The following is a 19,384-nucleotide window of genomic DNA, read 5'->3' as shown; positions in this document are numbered from 1 at the left end:
AATTGATAGAATGAATATAATTAAACAGGAAGCAGTAGGTAGGGTTATTTTAAACGAAAACACACCAGACAGAAGCCCCAGGTTTGAGCATTATATAATCCCATATTATCAGCGTGGGTATAGGTGGGGTGAAGAACATGTTTCAGCGCTTCTAGAGGACGTTCATAATTTTATGAATTCTGATGAGAAAAAATACTGTTTACAACCAATTGTGGTTGTACCTACAAAAGATATTGAAGACCAAAATGCATGGGAAGTAATTGATGGTCAACAGCGTCTGATAACTCTAAACATCATATTTAATTACCTCAACCGGCCACGATACTTAATAACTTTTGAAAAAAGACAAAAGAGCACCAGTTTTTTAACAGAATTATCTCCTGAATCTTACAATGATAATGAGCCGGATTTTCATTTTATGAGCCAAGCTTATAGAATTATAAAAGCTTGGTTTGAAGATAAAACAAAGAACGATGTTGGATACATAGATGATTTTAATTCAACTCTTACTAAAAAGATTGAACTTATTTGGTATCAAATAGAAGAACTTAAATCTATCAATGACGACAATGTTGTTGAAAGAAAGAAGATAGATATTTTTAATCGATTGAATATTGGAAAAATCCCGTTAACAAATGCGGAACTTATAAGAGCATTATTACTTTCTAGAATTAAATACGGTTTCAGTGATAGGGAAGCTATTATGCGACAGGCCGAAATTTCAAGCGAATGGCACCGGATAGAGTCAGAACTGAGACAAGAGGAATTCTGGTATTTTCTTAATAATGAATCATTATTAGATACATCTTCTGCTATTGAATTTATTTTTAAAATCATAGCTAAAGACAATGCTAAAAAATACTCGACATATTTATGGTTTGAGAAGAAAATAAAGGCTGATACCCCAGAACAAGAAAAAAGGAATGCCGAAGAATTATGGGATCTTACCAAAGAATATTTTGGCAAACTTAAACACTGGTATCAAGATGATGAACTTTACCACCATCTAGGTTTTATTTTGGCTTCTGAGGGTAATTCAGTTAATACATTAAGAAACATAATCGATAATTCAAAATGCCAGAAATCGGATTTTCGAAAATGGGCCAAAGAGGAGGTAAAAATTAAGCTTTCAGACGTTAGGCTAGACGAGCTTACATATGGTAAAGGTAATAATGATATAAAAAGAATTTTCTTATTACATAATATAATAAGCGCTTTAAGAGCTACATCTATACAGAAAAACAAATTTCCATTTAACTATTATAAGAAAATAGAAAAAGAAGGAGGGTGGAGTATTGAACACATCCACGCGCAGCAATCTAAGGAGATTAAAAATTCTAAGGCCATTAGACAATGGTTAGAAGATACTTTAGAGGCAATAAAGGATATTAAAACAATAGATAGGAATGAAGATACTGTCGATATTGAAGATGAAACTGATGCTAATTATGATGAATATAAAAAACGTATTATGGAGCTCCTCAAGCAAGAAAGCATTGATGAAGAGGAGTTTAATCAGTTCAAGAATAGCATCATTAGACTGTTTGATTCCGAATCCATTCACATTTTAGATAACCTTACACTTTTATCTAAGAAGCATAATTCTGCACTTAATAATGCCATATTCCCTGTTAAGCGAAATAAAATTTTATCATTAGAAAAGGAAGGTGAATATATACCACTTGCTACTAGAAATGTTTTCTTAAAGTATTATACAAAGTCAGATTTACAGCCGTATTACTGGAGTAAAGTAGATAAAGAGGAATATTACAAAAATATCGTTGAAAATTTAAGACCATACCTAACACTCACAGAGAATGAATAATAATAAAAAGTATACATTTTGGGAGCTTTGCAATAACTATAATAAGATTGAAATTCCAATTATTCAAAGAGATTATGCGCAAGGTCGCAATACTGCTGAAGTAAAAAAACTCCGAGAAAAATTTGTGAATGGATACCTTATAGATGCCTTAATTTCAAACAATCCTGTAGAATTAGACTTTGTGTATGGTTCTATTCTTTCAGAAAGCAATGGCGATAATAAAAATAAGAACTTTATACCTCTAGACGGGCAGCAACGCCTAACAACTCTTTTTCTCTTACATTATTTTGTAGCAGTTAAGGAAACTCGCTTATCAGAAGTTAAAAGTGTTCTAAAAAAATTCACTTATGAAACGAGACCTTCGGCACACGATTTTTGTAAAAGATTATTAGAATTTGATCATATAGATAATTTAGCTAATATAAAGAGAGAAATTGAAGATTCTCAATGGTTTAATGCAGAGTGGAAAAACGATCCCACTATTGAGGGTATGCTCAATATGCTTGAAACTTTTTCAACAAATTCAGAGTTCCTGCATAAAGAAAACGTGCTTTTAGATAAGCTGTTACAAGCGGAAAATAATCTTATTACGTTTTATTTTACAGATCTTGATGAGTTTGGTTTAACTGAAAACCTTTACATAAGGATGAATGCTAGGGGGAAAAAGCTTACTGATTTTGAGAATTTTAAGTCTGAGTTTTTTAAGATAATAAGATATAATTCTCAATTACTTGAAGACTTTAAAAATAAAATAGAATATAATTGGGTAGAAAACCTGTGGGATTATAGGCAAAGTAACGCATTTGTTATAGACGAACCATTTATGATTTACCTTAACTTTATAACAGAGATGTTGTATTTCAAAAGTGCTGAATTTAGAGCAAAATCCTATGAAGATGATTTCTTAGATTTTAAAGTTCTTAAAGAAGTTTACTCTGTTGAAGAAAATCTAAAAACTTTGATTTTTGCTCTAGACTATATCAATAATCTTAAAAGTTTTGATTCTCCTATAATTTGGAATTCAGAATCACAAAAAGATGTTCTGGGAAAACTTTTAAAAGGAAGTAGGTTAGATATAACAGAACTTTTTGTTTTATTTATGTCTATTCAATTTAGTTATTTAGATCAACCTAGTGAGCACCTGAATGACTTTATACGCGTAGTTCGAAATTTGATTTCAAATACAAATGATAACTCAAGAAGAGAGTGGCCAAGATTAATCGAATCTCTGGAAAGCTTAATTTCTAATGAGAATGTATATGTAGTACTATCATCATCTAGCGAACAAGTTAGGTTGATTGGTTTTGATGTTGATCAAAGGAAAGAAGAGGTTTTTAAAGCAGCACAAATATTGACACATCCCAATTTTAAAGCGTTAATTTTTAAACTTGAGGACAATAAAAATTTCAAAGGGAATATAACCAACATTCTCAAAACGCCATTCACGAATAATGAGGATGATTTTGAAAGACTAAACTTAGATTTGATAACCTATAACGACGAATCTATAAATTTCCTTGAACAGATTTTTGAAGGTTATAAAGTAATTTCAAAAGATAATTTTAAAAAGATATGGGGAGATTTATTGATTACTGATTTATACTATCAAACTAATTATTCAAGATTGTTGTTTGAAGAATATTATGAAGATTTTCCATCAGTTCTTTTGTTTGCAAAACATTTTACAGAATCAAATATTAGTCTAGATAAGTATATAGTAGCCAATCAAGTCAATTTTGTCAAAATGCTAACAGAAAAAAACGAAGACTTTTCAACTATAAGGCAAGTAAATGAACAGCTTTATCTCTATTATATAATACATAGAAACGTATATAATGAAAGTTATAAATCATTCTTTAAGAATGATAATTATAATTTTGGTTGGCTAAAAAAAGAGACTGGTTTCAAATCTTATTTTAAAGAAGGTATAAGTGAGTGCGAATACTTTTCAAATGTGAATCCTATTTTTCAAGTTTATAATCATCAATTTCGATATAATTTAGGCATTAACAAAAACAATACTTTAAATATTGAGACAGTGGTGTCTGGTAAAATACGAGACCCATTTGAGAAAATAAAAGATTGGGCCATAGAAAATTAGATATATGAACCACATAGGCAAATCAGAACGCGACTCTCAAAACAGAATCATTCAGCTGTTTCAAAATGAGCTGCAGTATACCTATTTGGGCAATTGGGAGGAACAAGAACGCAACCAGCCTATAGAAGAACAATTGCTGTTTGATTACCTCATTAAAAATGGTAAGTATTCTAGAACACTGGCGCAAAAGGCAGTAGATAAGTTGGTTAAAACTGCTGCCAACTTATCAAGCGGTTTATACGACGCCAATAAAGAAGTCTATAAATTATTACGTTACGGTATAACGGTTCGAGAAGAATTAGGCCAACCTAAAGAAACCGTCTGGCTCATCGACTGGAAAAACCCAACATCTAATGACTTTGCCGTTGCAGAAGAAGTTACCGTAAAAGGAAAGCATATCAAAAGACCAGATGTCGTTTTGTTTGTAAATGGTATTGCGGTAGGTGTTATCGAGTTAAAACGAAGTAAAGTAGGCGTGTCAGAAGGTATCCGTCAAAATCTAGATAACCAGAAATCAGAGTTTATTCAAAAGTATTTTACCACCATGCAATTAGTAATGGCAGGTAATGATACCCAAGGACTTCGATATGGTACAATTGAGACTTCTGAGAAATACTACCTTAAATGGAAAGAAGAAAGTAAAAAGGAATACGATTATCTGATAGATAAGCAAATAAGTCAGCTCTATGAAAAAACTAGATTGCTCGAGTTAATTCACGATTTTATCGTCTTTGACAAAGGCACCAAAAAGCTATGTCGTCCTAATCAATTCTTTGGTATTACAGCAGCACAAACCCACATAAAGACAAAGACAGGTGGTATTCTATGGCACACCCAAGGCTCTGGTAAGAGTCTTACAATGGTCTGGCTTACTAAATGGATACGCGAGAATGTAAAAGACAGCCGTGTTTTGATCATTACAGACAGAGAAGAATTAGATGATCAAATAGAAAAGCTTTTTACGGGCGTAGACGAGACCATTTACAGAACAAAGAGTGGTAGAGATCTTATCCATGTGCTCAATCATAAAACGGAAATGCTGGTATGCAGTCTAGTTCACAAATTTGGCAGAAAGTCTGATGAAGGTGACTACGACTCTTACATTGAAGAATTAAAAGCCAGCCTACCTACGGATTTTGAAGCTAAAGGCGATGTGTATGTATTTGTAGATGAGTGTCACCGTACGCAATCTGGTAAATTACATGAGGCGATGAAGATGATCTTGCCAGACTCCTTATTCATAGGTTTTACAGGAACTCCATTGCTTAAAAAAGACAAGCAGAAAAGTATAGAGGTATTTGGACCGTACATCGGCGATCCCTACAAATTTGATGAAGCTGTTGAAGATGGCGTCGTACTCGATTTATTATATGAGGCACGAGATGTAGAACAGTTCATTACAGATCAAGATAAGATTGATGAATGGTTTGATGTTAAAACAAGAGGATTGACTGACGTCGCCAAAATTCAATTAAAACAAAAGTGGGGCACCATGCAAAAGGTGCTAGGGTCAAAGTCTCGATTGGCTAAAATCGTAAATGATATTATTCACGATTTTGATACCAAACCTAGATTATATACAGGCGAAGGAAATGCCATGCTGGTCTCGGGTTCGGTATATCAAGCCTGTAAATATTACGAATTGTTTCAAAGTGCAGGATTTACCAGTTGTGCTATAATCACATCGTATCAGCCACATCACGGCGATATCAAAGGAGAAGAAACAGGTGAGGACAGCCCTACAGATAAGCTTTTGAAGTATGATGTATATACTAGAATGCTTAAAGGCCAATCTACTGAAGATTTTGAAGCTTTCGCGAAAGCGCAATTCATAAGTGAGCCTGCAAAAATGAAGTTGCTCATTGTTGTGGACAAGCTTTTAACAGGATTTGACGCGCCATCAGCAACTTACCTATACATTGACAAGAAAATGCAGGACCATGGTTTATTTCAAGCCATATGCCGTGTGAATCGCATCGATACCGAGGATAAAGATTACGGGTACATCGTAGATTATAAAGATTTATTTAAAAGTCTTCAAAAGTCCATAGGTGATTATACCTCAGAAGCCTTTGATGATTATGATGAAGATGATGTAAAAGGATTGTTGAAAGATAGATTTACAGAAAGTAGAGAACGTCTGGAAACGGCCTTAGAAGTTTTACGAGCCATGTGCGAGCCGGTACACCCTAAGGATGAGCCTACGATTATCAAATTCTTTTGTGGAAACACAGAAAATCCAGCAGACATCAAAGCGACTGAAGAGAAGCGGGTTGGCTTGTATAAAGCAGTAGTTAGTCTCATAAGAGCTTACGCAAACGTAGCCAATGAAATACATAAATTAGGGTATAGCGACAAAAAAGCACGAGACATTAAGGAAGAGGTGTTGTATTACTCAGACTTGCGCGAAACTATCAAACGAGCCAGTGGCGATTATATAGACTTAAAGCGATTTGAACCAGGTATGCGTCAATTAATGGATTTGTACCTTGATGCAAGATCCAGTAAAAAGATTTCTGACTTTGAAAACAAATCACTAGTAGAATTAATAGTTCATGTTTCAGAACCAGGAGAGAACTATGAAACCAAAAAAAGTAGAGAAGCCGTTGCGGAAACCATAGAGAACAATGTAAGAAAAGCCATCGTAGAAGAAGCGAAGGCTAACCCTAAGTACTATGAAAAAATGTCTGCACTTCTTGACGAACTTATCAAGCTGAGAAAAGAAGAAACCATTTCTTATGCGGAATACTTAGAAAAAATCAAACAACTCGCAGAACGTGTAGCAACTCCATCAAGTGGGGCTACCTACCCGTCTCATATCAATTCCAGAGCGAAACAAGCGCTTTATGATAACTTAGAGAGCAATGAACATTTAGCAATAGCAGTGCACACCACCATCATAGAAAACAAACTAGACGGATGGCGAGATGGCGGTATTAAGGAAAAGAAGTTAATGCTCGCAGTAGGTAGAGTGGTGAACGATATCGATACTACTTTGAACTTGATGGAGATCATAAAAGCGCAAAATGAGTATTAACCAGGAAAAAATAGCATTTGCAAATGTTGAGATTGATGTGATACGCAAGGATATTAAAAATATGCACCTTGCTGTTTATCCGCCTAATGGTGCTATAAAATTGTCAGTCCCTACGAAGACAGATGAAGAAGTAATGCGACTTTTTGCAATCTCAAAATTAGGCTGGATTAAGAAAAATGTCAAGAACTTTAAAGAACAGGCTAGAGAAACAAAGCGCGATTATGTTTCTGGAGAAAGCCACTACTTTAAAGGCAAAAGGTTCTTACTAAATGTGAATCATCATAATGGTTACAATAAGGTAGAAATTACTGGAGCTAATAAGATTCAGCTTTGGGTAAAACCTGATGCCACTGTCGATGAAAAAGCGCATGTGATGAAAGAGTGGTATCGCAAGCAATTAAAAAGCCAGATACCTGAAATATTAGAAAAGTGGGAAAAGATAATTGGAGTAAAATCGGAGGATTGGGGTGTCAAACAAATGAAAACCAAATGGGGTGCATGTAATGTGGATGACAAACGTATTTGGTTAAATCTGGAGCTAGCAAAAAAGCCAACTATCTGTTTAGAATATATTCTAGTACATGAGCTGGTTCATCTTCACGAACGTAATCATAATGCTCGTTTTATCTCTTTGATGAATAAATTTATGCCTAAATGGAGATTACATCGAGATGAACTAAACAGCCTGCCTATCGTTCATAATGATTGGGGGTATTAAGAAAATATAGGGTATCATTTTCTCAGCCATCCTAGAACATTAGATTTTTCAACAATCCACTTTTTCCCTCTTTGTGTCAGCTTATAAGAAACTCTAGAAAGCGAAGTAGGCCCAGGGTTTTGTTGGATTATTTCTATGGAGCCATCATTAACCTTTGATATAATAGCAACGTGCCCATAAGGATTACCCATGGTACCATCCATAACAATCAGATCATCTACTTTTGGTTTGCTCAGACTGCCATTTCTATATTGAAGTAGACCACGCTGCTTATTTATTGTACCGTCAACAACGTTAGGATTATAAAAGCTTTTTGCGTGACCGTAGCTATCGGGCATTTTATGATTCAAATATTCCAAATAATAGCGTTTGACAAATTCCACACATTGATATTTGAGACCAACATTATAACCGTTGGTTACTCTTCTTCCTTCTACATTACTAACCGAACCGTTATAGTAAACGACTACACCATTAAAGCTATCCACCTCATCTCCTACTTCATAATTTTTGAGGAGATTAGTTTGGGTATGTAAAAACCCTAGTCCAATCACTAAGACTATGAAACAACTTAACACTATGTATTTCAAATAGGATTTGGACATCAATGTTTATAATTTAGGGGATTATGAATATACTAGATATACTTTAAGATGCCTATTCTCGAAGTGAAGCAAGATTTAAAAATTAAAATCTATGTTGCAGATGCATCCAATTTATGAGGGTCTAAGTTGACAAAACAACCTTAGGTTAAAACCTCTGATTACTTAATGAATACACATTTAAAGCATTGAAAAAAAGGTTTTGTTAATTGTCGGATTACAAATAACCGATGGTTAAACCCAAAACTTCTCAAAACCAAAGCAGCGGTTACTACAAATTAATCGGTGAAAGAAAGCAATAGCGGAATAGGATAAACAGCTAGTTGTATTATAACCGCAGGTTATTCTATTTTCAATATAATACTGAAGCTGATTGTTAAAGATTAAAAGTAAAACGCTCACTATAATCAGGCGGTAACATGGCTCCTACTTCACGCAAATAAGCTGTTAATTCTTTTTCACTCTTATGTCGAGTGATAGGCAAGAGCTTATTAATGATCTCAGAGTGTGAAAGACCATCATCCATATAGGATTGGTATAAGTGGTAAATCGCTGTATGACGAAAGCTATACAATCCATAATTTTCATCAAGACCTATCTTGTCTTTAATTTTTTTGAACCTACGAGTAAAGACATTTGTTTTTCCTTTCTCACTTGCGGTCCAAACCATAGGTTTATTTTTATAAGTCAGCAAGGTATCTTCATCACTGCTGCATTGCGCAACAAGTTCAGAAACCAGAGGTTTTAGCTTATCAATTATATTGATGGTAGCCATTCCCTTTTTAGTATCAACGAATATCAAATTGTCGGTAATGCTCTTTTTTTGAAGACGTATCACTTCTCTAGGCCTTAACATTGCAAAAACCATGAACTTGATAAAGTTCAACATGTAAGGATCATTCGACTCACAGAACTTTAATACTTTGGTCAACTGGACTACTGTGAAAGGTCTATTTTTGAGAGGTTTACTAGTTTCAGTTTTTATGCCTGCAATAGGGTTAAATTCGATCACATAATCTGCTACCAGTTTGCTAAATAGAGCACTTATAGCTCTTTTATTATTGTTGACGCTGGTAGGATTATTTCCTTCTTTTTTTAAATAGTTAAGGTAGGTTGCGAACTGTCTTCTATTAAATTCATTTATCAAAACACCAGCAATCATATTCTGTTTGCACCAATCTATGAACCGATTGTAAGCGTTTTCATATTGACCGTAGGTACTTTCTTTAAGTACACCTTTCTTATGAGATAATGCGGATTTGAGAGCATGTTCCAATGTCAAGAGTGAACCTTCTTCTCGATCCAATCACTTTTTTTCAAGAGGCGACCACCCTCTACGTAATGCTTCAGTAATCGCTTCTTGTAAAGCAAGCCCAACTCTTTTACGATCGGAAACTGTTCTAAATTTATTAAGTCCTTTATATAACTTAACAAGTTTTCCTTCATATCTAAAATAGATATACCAGCGTTTTCCTGGTGCAACGGTGGGGACCTTTTTACCATTCTTCAATACTTTAGGAATATAAAGCTTTGGTCGTTCGTAGTTATTTTTACCCACAGTTATTATAAAATGATACTCGCCTTGATACTCGGCAGGCTTTTCTTGTTCAACTATAAAAGTTGTCAAACATAAGAAAAGCCGCTGATATAGCGGCCTTTTCTTAGAAGTGCGGATGACAGGAATCGAACCTGCACGCCGTGAAGCACTAGATCCTAAGTCTAGCATGTCTACCAGTTCCATCACATCCGCGTACTGGTAATTCCCTATTTGGGACGGCAAATATACATACTTTCCCGATATTACAAATTCTTTGTAATAAGAAAATTTTGAGCTTCTTATCTTTACCTCAAACACCTAATAAATGAATACCAAAGCATACGTTGACCAACATAAGGACAGATTTATTGAAGAACTCGTGGATCTATTGAAAATACCTTCCATAAGCGCAGACAAAGCATACAAGGAGGATGTTATCAAAACGAGCGAAGTCGTAAAAACAGCACTGGAAAAGGCAGGTTGCGACCATGTGGAAATTTGTGAGACGCCTGGTTATCCCATTGTTTACGGAGAGAAAATCATTGACAAAAATCTACCTACAGTTTTAGTCTATGGACATTACGATGTGCAACCGCCAGATCCCATCAATCTTTGGGACAGTCCGCCATTTGAACCTGTCATAAAAAAAACAGAGCTGCATCCTGACGGTGCGATATTCGCTCGTGGTGCATGCGACGACAAAGGTCAGATGTATATGCATGTCAAAGCCATGGAATTCATGACGGAAAACAATGAACTACCGTGTAACGTGAAATTCATGATCGAAGGTGAAGAAGAAGTGGGCAGCGAGTCGCTAGGCTGGTTCTTGGAACGCAACCGTGAGAAGTTGGCCAACGATGTCATCCTTATTTCCGACACGGGAATGATCTCTAAAGAAACACCCAGCATTACGACGGGACTTCGTGGACTCAGTTATGTAGAAGTTGAAGTCACTGGACCTAATCGCGATTTACACTCCGGATTGTACGGTGGCGCGGTGGCCAACCCTATCAACATATTGTGCCAAATGATTGCTTCATTGCATGACGAGAACAACCACATTACCATTCCTGGATTCTACGACAAGGTTGAAGAACTAAGCAAAGAAGAACGCGCCGAAATGGCCAAAGCTCCATTCTCTCAAAAGAACTACAACAAAGCACTCAACATCGCGGCAGAACATGGTGAGAAAGGATACACAACGAATGAGCGCAACAGCATACGACCAACGCTGGACGTTAATGGAATTTGGGGCGGATATACTGGTGAAGGCGCCAAAACCGTTATCGCCAGCAAAGCATTTGCCAAGATCTCTATGCGACTCGTTCCAGATCAAAACTGGAAGGAAATAACAGAGCTATTCAAGAAACACTTTGAAAACATCGCACCAGACAGCGTGACTGTTGAGGTCAAACCACATCACGGCGGCACGGCATACGTCACGCCCATCGACAGCATCGGTTACCAAGCGGCGAGTGCGGCTTATGAAGATACCTTTGGCAAGACGCCTATACCGCAGCGCAGTGGTGGATCCATTCCCATTGTGGCGCTTTTTGAAAAGGAACTTAATTCAAAATCCATCCTCATGGGCTTCGGTCTGGATAGTGATGCGATCCACTCGCCTAACGAACATTTTGGGATCTGGAATTACTTGAAAGGCATAGAAACGATTCCGCATTTTTATAAGCATTTCACTGAAATGAGCAAATAAGCATTGGTTGATTTTTGTGGGCGACTTCCAGCCTTAAGTGGCTGGAACCGCGCTTTACGCTATATCTTTTTTGTTAAATCGATCGCCACAGCTCACGATTCTACATAAAAGGATGCCGCTACAATCGCTGTCGCATCGATGATACTAGCCACAATATTGGTACTATTGCTGCAGCCTTCTTAAAATGCTAGGAATGGAATCCAACTCGATTAGTGATAAAATTATAATAGAATACGCCTCTATACCAGATCGTGTAAAGGCGGCAGTTATTGATGGGATCCTTATTATAGGAGCCATGTACGGCGCGTCACAACTTTTGGGAAATTTTGAAAACGTTCCAGATGCTATTAGAATTGCCATTGCCGTGATCCTATTTTTGCTATATGAACCGCTAATGGTGAGCCTTTTTGGCGGAACTATAGGTCATATGTTTAGTGACATCACCGTTCGCCAAGAAAATCAGCCTCATGAGAACATTAATTTTTTCAAGGCATTAGTCAGATGGATCATCAAAGTCCTATTGGGCTGGTTATCATTGGTCACTATCTCGATGACTAAAAACAAGAAAGCGGTACATGATATGGCTGTACAATCCATCGTGATTCAAAGATGATGGTTAAGACGCAAAGATTTTGAGCTGTTAAAGTGGACTGATATGTTTCCGCTTTCGCGAAAGCGAACTCATTCAACTGTAACTTTTTAAATCAAATAAAGTCAAACTGATAACCAACCTACATTATCATGTTACTGACTCAAGAATATCGCGCACAGTGGTCGCCGGCTTCCAAGATCTTTTTCAGGTTTTGCTTTTTGTTTTTTGGCCTGTATATGTTTTTCATGCCCGCGAGGATTTTTATGGATCCCATCCTATCGTGGATAGGCCGCACCATATTTGAGACTTCGGGCAGGTTGGAAACTGTGTCAACCGGTAGCGGTGATGATACCATGTCATGGCTGGCGCTATTTTTACAAACGGTTCTTGCGGTATTGGGAACCGCAATCTGGACGGCGATAGATTTTAAACGACCGTCTTACAATAAACTGCGCTATTGGTTTATCGTGGTGCTACGCATTTTCTTGATTTTCTTCATGCTCACTTATGGAATGGTCAAGGTTTTTAAGATTCAATTTATGGATCCATCGCTCTTGCGATTGTTGCAACCTGTAGGCGATATGTCGCCCATGGGACTGGCGTGGACGTATATGGGTCATAGTAATGCCTTTAACGTATTCGTCGGTTTTGCAGAGGTTCTAGGTGGTATTCTACTTATTCCCAGACGTACCCAAACACTGGGCGCACTTGTTGTTATTGGGGTGATGACTCACGTGGCAGTAATGAATTTTACCTATGATATTCCTGTAAAGATTTTTTCCGTTCATCTGGTGCTGATGGGACTATTTATATTCCTGACGGACAGCCGGCGTTTTGTGGATGTCTTTTTCAAGAACAAGGCGGTCAAGAGTTATGATTATTACAATCCGGCAGATGGTGAAACATGGAACAAAATTGTCGTGTACTTCAAGTGGATTGTGGGTGTGCTGCTCGTACTTGCTTTCTCAGTAGGTGGTTTTATTGCAGAATATAACATAGGCCATAAAAGAGATAAACCAGATTATTATGGAATCTGGGAAGTGCAGACTCATGTGCAGCAAGGTGACACGCTAGCCCCATTGACAACGGCTACTGGCCGGTGGCGTTATTTGGTTCTTGACAATGAGAACCGAGCATCAGTCAAAATGACCAATGATAGCATCAAATCCTACAGATTTGAACTGGACAGTACCAAAACCAAAATCAAGATGTATGCTACTGATTCTAAATTTGATAGCTACAACCTTAGTTTAAGGTCTGTAGATTCGGTAAACATGAAATTGCAAAGTCTAAGTAGTCCTGATTCTTTACTTGTCGAGCTCAAAGCTAAAGATTTAAAAAGCTTTCGTTTGACAAATCGTGGTTTTCACTGGGTGAATGAATCGCCTTATAATAGGTAGTTAGAACGTTAGTTCGCTTTCGCGAAAGCGGAAACACCAACTATCGAACACTAATGTTTTGGGAATAAACTCTAATTGTGTCTGTCCCGCCACCATTATATCGAGTTGCAAATATCTCGATTCTATCATTTGGATTTACAGCTAAAACGCCATTTAAAGCCACGCTTTGAATCTGTAAATCATCATCGATCCTAATCAAACTTGTGGTTTCATTAACTATGGAACCATTTTGAGCGATTGCAAAAGCATAAAATTCGCCCGCAGCATCATAAACCCTTAAACTAATGGAAACCGATATCTGTATAGAACGACTTTTTTTTCCTTCATAAATTAAATCGTTGTTATTATCAGCAGACCGGAATCTAAAAAGGTTAGAAGCCACAAAGTTATTAGTACTACCTAATGAAAAAGGTGTGCCACTTGCTGCTGTCACACTTTGTGAATAAAAATCCACAACCGCGCCACCATAATAAATGTTACCACTAGACACTTCATCTGTTTCAGTAGGAATACCGGAACAGTTGACATTCCAATCCTTAGTAAAGTTGAAACCAGTATAACTACCTGTTGTATATCTACTCACCAAGATTCCATTCCCTACAAAACTTAACTGGGCAAGTGTGGCATCATTTGTAATTGTAGGATTTGAGCTCACATCAATTCCTATCTCACTATTACCTGCTTCTATACGTCCACCATTCATTTGCAGGTTGCTAAAAGTTCCTGTAAATCTCATAAACGTCCCTGTGTTTGAGGCAGTCCAGAAAATATTACTCACAAAAAAGTTGGCAATATTATCTATTGTTAATCCAGTACCATTACCTACGTATTGTGTCACACTTAAAAATACGGTTCCAAGACCACTCAAAGTTCCGACGTTACTCGCTCCCGCAATCACGGTGTTATTAATTAATAATAAATCTGAAGTATTGCCTGTGATATTGAATAACTGTTTGCCGTTACCAGATATGGTAAGATTGCGCAAACCACCGCCGCTGGATCCTTGAAAAAGTGCTCCAGAAGTATTGTTTCTTAACACGTCAGATGAAGAGTCTACGCCTTCAATATAGGCGCCATTAAGATTGATGGGGAAATCAAAATTGATCAACCCATTGATTTCATAGAGAAAGTCAGTCTGTAATAAATAACTTGATCCTGATCCTGCAGTCAACTCTTCTTGTAGATCAGCAATACTTTGAACCAATTTATATTTCGTTCGTCTTTTAATTGGATCCATCGATTCCCAGCTGTTATCTTCAAAAAAGAAGAAGCTATTTTCAGTTAGATCATATACCAATAAACCATTTGCTGGATTACTTATAGCGAGGCGCTGCGCAGTCGTCATTCTAGGAGTGAGTAAACCTTGTGTAGTTGAATTAATCTCCAATAATGCTGATGGGTCAGGCATTGTGGTTCCTATTCCAACCTGACCAAATGAATTTAAGCAGAAAACACAACAAAAAACTACTATCAAATTTTTCAATGTAGGTTTGTTTTAACAATTGATAATAAAGTTAATGATTTTAATTAACAATAGTTCATTATTCCGTTTATAATGCTTTTTATCTTCCTTTGAATCGATAAAATGTATTCGAATGGGTTATTGATGCATTTAATAACTGATATCAATAATTTATTCTTTTAAGAAATTAAACCGAGCTTTTCCTATCTCAATTGATACCGCAAAATCCTACCTACAACAAAGGTTATTGAAACGGTTTGAATTTTTAAATAGTAAAAACTTTACCTCTACACTTGTAGAACTGAATTATTATTCTACATTTGTAGAATACGATCTAAACTTGTAGAAATGAAATTATCGAAATCGGAGGAAGAGTTAATGAATATACTCTGGAAGGAAGAAAAAGCTTTCATGAAAGATTTGCTAGAAGCCTATCCAGAACCTAAACCAGCCAATACCACTATCGCCACCATGCTCAAGCGCATGACCGATAAAGGTTTTGTGGGCTACAACCTGCTAGGAAACAGCCGTCAGTATTATGCACTGGTAGAAAAAAGCGCCTACTTCTCCAAGCATGTCAACGGATTGATCAAAAATTTCTTCAATGATAGTTCGGCTCAATTTGCTTCCTTCTTTACTAAGGAGACCAACCTTTCTCAAAAAGAATTGAAAGAACTCAAGAAGATCATCGATGACCAAATTAAAAAGCAATAGCCATGGAACATTTCTTAATCAATAGCTCGGTTTGTTTGTTCAGCTTATGGCTGGTTTACAAGCTATTGCTGGAAAATACGAGTTGGCATCAGTTCAAGAGGTATTACTTTCTCGCAGCCATTCTCATTTCTGCAGTGATTCCGTTTATTGTGGTTCGTACTGTTGTAGTTCCGTTTACTTCTGGAGGTACGATTGATTTTACAACCATGGAAGCTGCAACTAGCGAAGTCATAGAGACTGGCTTCACGTTAGACTGGAACATGATCTTGCTAGCGATCTACGGTATTGGAGTATTTATCATGGCCGCTAGGTTTATTAAAAATCTATATGACTTGCGCATCAAGACTTCTGATGAAGTAAGCTCCTATGAAAATTACAAATTGGTATTGAGGGAACTGATTCAAATACCGCATTCGTTTTTTGGTAGGATCTACGCTTCCAAAACCGATTATCAATCAGGCGCTATTCCAAATGCTGTTTTGGAACATGAGAAAGCACATCTGGATCAAAAGCATAGCATTGATATTCTATTTATAGAATTATTGATTGTGCTCATGTGGTTCAATCCGCTAATGTATTTGATCAAGTATTCCATCAAACTCAATCACGAGTTCCTAGCCGATCAAGCTGTTTTGGCTAATGGAGTTGATACCAAATCCTATCAAGAAACACTACTCTCCTACTCGTCCAATAGCCAGAATCGGGCACTGGCAAATACCTTTAATTTTCCCATCATCAAAAAAAGATTTACCATTATGAAAACACACACCACCACCGCCAGCGGACTTTTAAGAAGTCTTGCCATTGTTCCAGTTCTAGCGCTTCTATTTATTGCCTGTGGCGAGGAAGAAGTCGAATATCTAGAAGTTGAAGAAACAATTATTGTCGAGGACGACTCAAAGAAGATTAATGAGAAAACGCTTTTTATTAAAGTCGGTACAAAGGAAGGAACAATTACACTGAAAAATGGATATAAATATACCTATAAATATAATTCTGAAGGAGAACTAGAATTATATGATGCTGAAAATCTAAAATGGGATTACACCGCCGATGGTTATACTCTTCCAGTTATTGAAGTTGAGGTTATAGAAGAAGAACCCTTAAGAGGAAAACCTATTGCTGAAAGCAAAAAAGTTGTTTCCTCAATCAATGAAGATTTCACTTATGACCTAAAAAATAATAAGGCTATCGAATCCAGCTTAGGTGATTTAAAGAAAAAATACGGTGAGGATATTATTGAAATTACAGAAATAGCTGAGAATAATGGATTTAAATATTATCGTTCGAATGACGCATCTGAAACTATTTTTCTTAACGAATATTTCGAGGTTGTAGATTTAAGAAAACTATCTGACGGAAAATTGAACTTAAGTAAATTTATTTTACCGCCACCGCCACCACCATTATCTCCATTAGAATTTATCGAGGCAAATAAAGAAGATCTAAACTATTACATCAATGATAAAGAAGTCAATGCCGCAGCTGCAATCAAAACGATAAAGTCTATAGGTCAAGATAAGGTTCAAGTTTTAAAAGACGCGAACGGAAAACAATCTATAAGAATAAAAATGTCGTCTGATGATAAAAAACTAATTAATCCGCCATTACGACCTGAAATAATAGAAGTGGAAAAGAATTTAGAGCAGGCTCTACAATCCTCTGTAAATTCAGTATCAAATCAAATTAAAGGTAAGCTATACGTCATGAATACGATTCAGATCCAAGACTCTACCCATGCCACAAAACAAATGATGGCTGAATACAAGAAACTTATTCAAGATTCTTACAGAGGCAATGATCGGGTTTGGAAAAACTCTGATTTGGAAAAATTGAAGAAAATCTATGCTCAAATGTCATCGTCGCAAAAAAGCAGTGTTGAAAAACTGCCGGCATTGCTTTCTTTTGATCTGAACGAGGTGCAACCCAATCAACCCAACCGTCGACAATTTGAAGCACTTAAAAATAAGTCCGAGTATGCTGTGTGGATCGATGGTAAGGTAATTGACAACAAAATCCTAGAGCAATATACCTACTCAGATTTTGTACATTTTGCTAAAAGTAAAGTCTATAATAATGCCAGATCTTTCAAATTTCCACAGCCGTTTCAAGTAAGATTATTTACAAAGGCTGGCTTTGAACAAGTGTTTAGAAATAAAGTTGATATCAAATAAAAAAAATGTTTCATAAATAAAAACCGGCACGATGCAACACTTCCTAATCAATAGCTCTATCTGCCTGTTTGTCCTATGGCTTGTGTATAAACTACTATTGGAAAACACCAGCTGGCATCAATTCAAGAGATTTTATCTTTTAACTGCACTGGTGGTTTCTATATTAATTCCAATGCTCGTTGTGAAAACCGTAGTCATTCCATTGTACAGTTTTCAGGCGATGCCTCAGCAGGCTTTTGAACAAGTTTCACCAGTGCCTATGAATGTAGTTGCAATAGATAATTCATTCACGATAAATTGGGGTTTAGTCCTGCTTGCAGTTTACGCTATCGGCTTCATAGTGATGTTATTCCGGTTTATTAAGAACCTATATGGACTTCGTTTAAAATCCATAGATCAGTTGGATAGCTTTCAAGACTACCGATTGATTTTAAGACCTAAGGTAGTCGTGCCTCATTCCTTTTGGAATACTATATATGTAGATATAAAAGAATATCAAGCTGGAAGAATTCCGCTAGAAGTTATGGAGCATGAAAAAGCACACTTAGATCAAAAGCACAGCATCGATATTTTTTCGATAGAGTTAATGATGGTTTTCACTTGGTTCAATCCGCTGATTTATATCATCAAATATTCCATGAAATTGAATCATGAGTTTTTAGCAGATCAAGCCGTTATAGAGCAAGGTGTGGACACAAAAACCTATCAAGAAACATTATTGCAATATGCTGCAAGAAGCCAAAACCGCTCACTTGCAAATACGTTCAACTTTCCCATCATCAAAAAAAGATTTACCATTATGAAAACCAACACTTCCAACTACAGCATTCTTTTAAGAAGTCTGGCTATAATTGCTGTAGTTGCTCTTTTAGTTATAAGTTGTGGCAAGGAAAAAACCATAGTAGAACCTGTGGTCAATCATGACATAATTATGCCTGAAATGGATAATCATGTTTTTGGGATTGATATTGACGGGTACCAAAAGAAAGGCACTTTGACCTATAATTATCAAGATTTCAAATATGAGATTTTAGATAATTTCCAGACTAAACTTTATACTATGAGCGGTGATGAAGTAGATCTTGAAAAAAATAAACTACACATAACCACTAAGTATGATGCAGAAAGAGAGATAAACAATCTTTTAAGAAATAAAAATACACTTACTCAAAATATAGATACTGGTAAATTAAAAATTCAGAATTTATCAATCAATAGTAAAGAGAAGATGCAAGAATTGTCATTAGAGCAATTAAAAGGTATAAGTTTTAAAGGTAGAGAAATGACAAAGTATATGGAGAACGGTGTTATTACGTTCTTAATATTTCCTGATTACAAAATCCGTAATAAACAAATTCAAGAACAGATGTACGAAAACTTAAGAAAGTCGCTGGGAAAAGACACACTTGAAAATTGAAGAACCCAGTTTATAGAGATCGATTAACTCAAGACGTAATTCTAGCGTACGCCAGTGTAAGTTCAGAGCCCTAAACATATAGAACATTAAAGTC

At 36.3% G+C, this 19,384-nt stretch carries 14 protein-coding genes and 1 tRNA gene; 10 read left to right on the top strand and 5 right to left on the bottom strand.

Going from position 1 to position 19,384, the window contains the following annotated elements; all coding sequences use genetic code 11:
- Nucleotides 1-10 precede the first annotated feature (10 nt).
- From BLO34_RS13220 to BLO34_RS13205, 4 genes are read left to right on the top strand one after another with little or no spacing between them, the layout of a single operon-like run.
- Entirely contained in the window at nucleotides 11-1,825 is a 1,815-nt protein-coding gene (locus tag BLO34_RS13220) for a DUF262 domain-containing protein (protein ID WP_090755967.1), read from the top strand.
- A complete protein-coding gene (locus BLO34_RS13215) occupies nucleotides 1,818-3,926 on the top strand; it encodes a DUF262 domain-containing protein (protein WP_090755966.1) in 2,109 nt (702 codons plus the stop codon). Before BLO34_RS13220 ends, BLO34_RS13215 begins: the two co-directional genes overlap by 8 nt.
- A 4-nt stretch (nucleotides 3,927-3,930) precedes the next feature.
- Complete coding sequence (locus BLO34_RS13210) at nucleotides 3,931-6,963, top strand: type I restriction endonuclease subunit R (protein ID WP_090755964.1); 3,033 nt, start codon at nucleotides 3,931-3,933, stop codon at nucleotides 6,961-6,963.
- On the top strand, nucleotides 6,953-7,681 hold the full coding sequence (locus tag BLO34_RS13205; protein WP_090755963.1) for a M48 family metallopeptidase: 729 nt from the start codon (nucleotides 6,953-6,955) through the stop codon (nucleotides 7,679-7,681). The genes BLO34_RS13210 and BLO34_RS13205 overlap by 11 nt, the downstream gene beginning before the upstream one ends.
- 14 nt (nucleotides 7,682-7,695) lie before the next feature.
- Here BLO34_RS13205 and BLO34_RS13200 read toward each other — a convergent pair whose 3' ends face one another.
- The 4 genes from BLO34_RS13200 to BLO34_RS13185 form a co-directional block, all read right to left on the bottom strand.
- Nucleotides 7,696-8,286, bottom strand: a complete 591-nt coding sequence (locus BLO34_RS13200; RefSeq protein ID WP_090755961.1) for a CHAP domain-containing protein — start codon at nucleotides 8,284-8,286, stop codon at nucleotides 7,696-7,698.
- Nucleotides 8,287-8,659: 373 nt separating this feature from the next.
- Entirely contained in the window at nucleotides 8,660-9,589 is a 930-nt protein-coding gene (locus BLO34_RS13195; RefSeq protein WP_090755960.1) for a tyrosine-type recombinase/integrase, read from the bottom strand.
- The gene (locus BLO34_RS13190) at nucleotides 9,590-9,910 is read right to left on the bottom strand and encodes a hypothetical protein (RefSeq protein ID WP_090755958.1); all 321 of its coding nucleotides are present in this window, start codon (nucleotides 9,908-9,910) and stop codon (nucleotides 9,590-9,592) included.
- A 41-nt stretch (nucleotides 9,911-9,951) separates the two neighbouring features.
- Nucleotides 9,952-10,033, bottom strand: a tRNA-Leu gene (locus BLO34_RS13185).
- A gap of 112 nt (nucleotides 10,034-10,145) precedes the next feature.
- On the opposite strand from BLO34_RS13185, the gene BLO34_RS13180 reads away from it, so the two are divergent.
- The 3 genes from BLO34_RS13180 (at nucleotide 10,146) to BLO34_RS13170 (ending at nucleotide 13,523) form a co-directional block, all read left to right on the top strand.
- The gene (locus BLO34_RS13180; protein WP_090755957.1) at nucleotides 10,146-11,531 is read left to right on the top strand and encodes a dipeptidase; all 1,386 of its coding nucleotides are present in this window, start codon (nucleotides 10,146-10,148) and stop codon (nucleotides 11,529-11,531) included.
- A gap of 193 nt (nucleotides 11,532-11,724) precedes the next feature.
- A complete protein-coding gene (locus BLO34_RS13175; protein ID WP_231959505.1) occupies nucleotides 11,725-12,144 on the top strand; it encodes an RDD family protein in 420 nt (139 codons plus the stop codon).
- Nucleotides 12,145-12,368: 224 nt separating this feature from the next.
- On the top strand, nucleotides 12,369-13,523 hold the full coding sequence (locus BLO34_RS13170) for a DoxX family protein (RefSeq protein ID WP_157686829.1): 1,155 nt from the start codon (nucleotides 12,369-12,371) through the stop codon (nucleotides 13,521-13,523).
- Nucleotides 13,524-13,563: 40 nt separating this feature from the next.
- Here the strand turns inward: BLO34_RS13170 and BLO34_RS13165 are convergent, their stop codons facing one another.
- Entirely contained in the window at nucleotides 13,564-14,931 is a 1,368-nt protein-coding gene (locus tag BLO34_RS13165; RefSeq protein WP_231959504.1) for a cell wall anchor protein, read from the bottom strand.
- A 402-nt stretch (nucleotides 14,932-15,333) separates the two neighbouring features.
- Between BLO34_RS13165 and BLO34_RS13160 the strand changes: the two genes are divergently transcribed.
- Genes BLO34_RS13160 through BLO34_RS13150 form a run of 3 tightly spaced genes read left to right on the top strand, consistent with a single transcriptional unit; the run spans nucleotide 15,334 to nucleotide 19,290 of the window.
- Complete coding sequence (locus BLO34_RS13160; RefSeq protein ID WP_090755952.1) at nucleotides 15,334-15,699, top strand: BlaI/MecI/CopY family transcriptional regulator; 366 nt, start codon at nucleotides 15,334-15,336, stop codon at nucleotides 15,697-15,699.
- Between the two features lie 2 nt (nucleotides 15,700-15,701).
- Nucleotides 15,702-17,873, top strand: coding sequence for a M56 family metallopeptidase (locus BLO34_RS13155; RefSeq protein ID WP_090755950.1), 2,172 nt, complete (start codon nucleotides 15,702-15,704; stop codon nucleotides 17,871-17,873).
- Nucleotides 17,874-17,904: 31 nt separating this feature from the next.
- Entirely contained in the window at nucleotides 17,905-19,290 is a 1,386-nt protein-coding gene (locus tag BLO34_RS13150; protein ID WP_090755949.1) for a M56 family metallopeptidase, read from the top strand.
- The last annotated feature ends 94 nt before the right edge of the window (nucleotides 19,291-19,384 follow it).

This window comes from Nonlabens sp. Hel1_33_55 (genome assembly GCF_900101765.1).
Classification (GTDB): domain Bacteria; phylum Bacteroidota; class Bacteroidia; order Flavobacteriales; family Flavobacteriaceae; genus Nonlabens.
Note: the sequence above shows the minus strand (reverse complement) of the source record. Positions and strands in the feature narration are given on the sequence as shown.